Consider the following 270-nt stretch of genomic DNA (forward strand, 5'->3'; position numbering starts at 1 on the left):
ACGGGCTCCACTCGGGCCATCGCTTTGCTCGGCCCCATTTGCCTCGCTGCGCTTCGGCCTGTCGGCAGCGCGAAGCGCGTCACCGACACCCGGCGTAGCTGCGAAGCAGCAGCCGTGTGGTCCCCGCTCCCCACCCCTGCTGGCTGCGCCGAGAAGCGCAGGAGCTGGGGTGGGTGTGTGTGCCGAAGGACACACACGCTTCGTGATCTGACTTGCCGCAGCTGTTTGAGCGGAGTTCGAAGAACGCAGCGAGTTCTGCGGCACCACCCC

The organism is Acidovorax sp. Root217 (assembly GCF_001428645.1).
Lineage (GTDB): Bacteria > Pseudomonadota > Gammaproteobacteria > Burkholderiales > Burkholderiaceae_C > Acidovorax.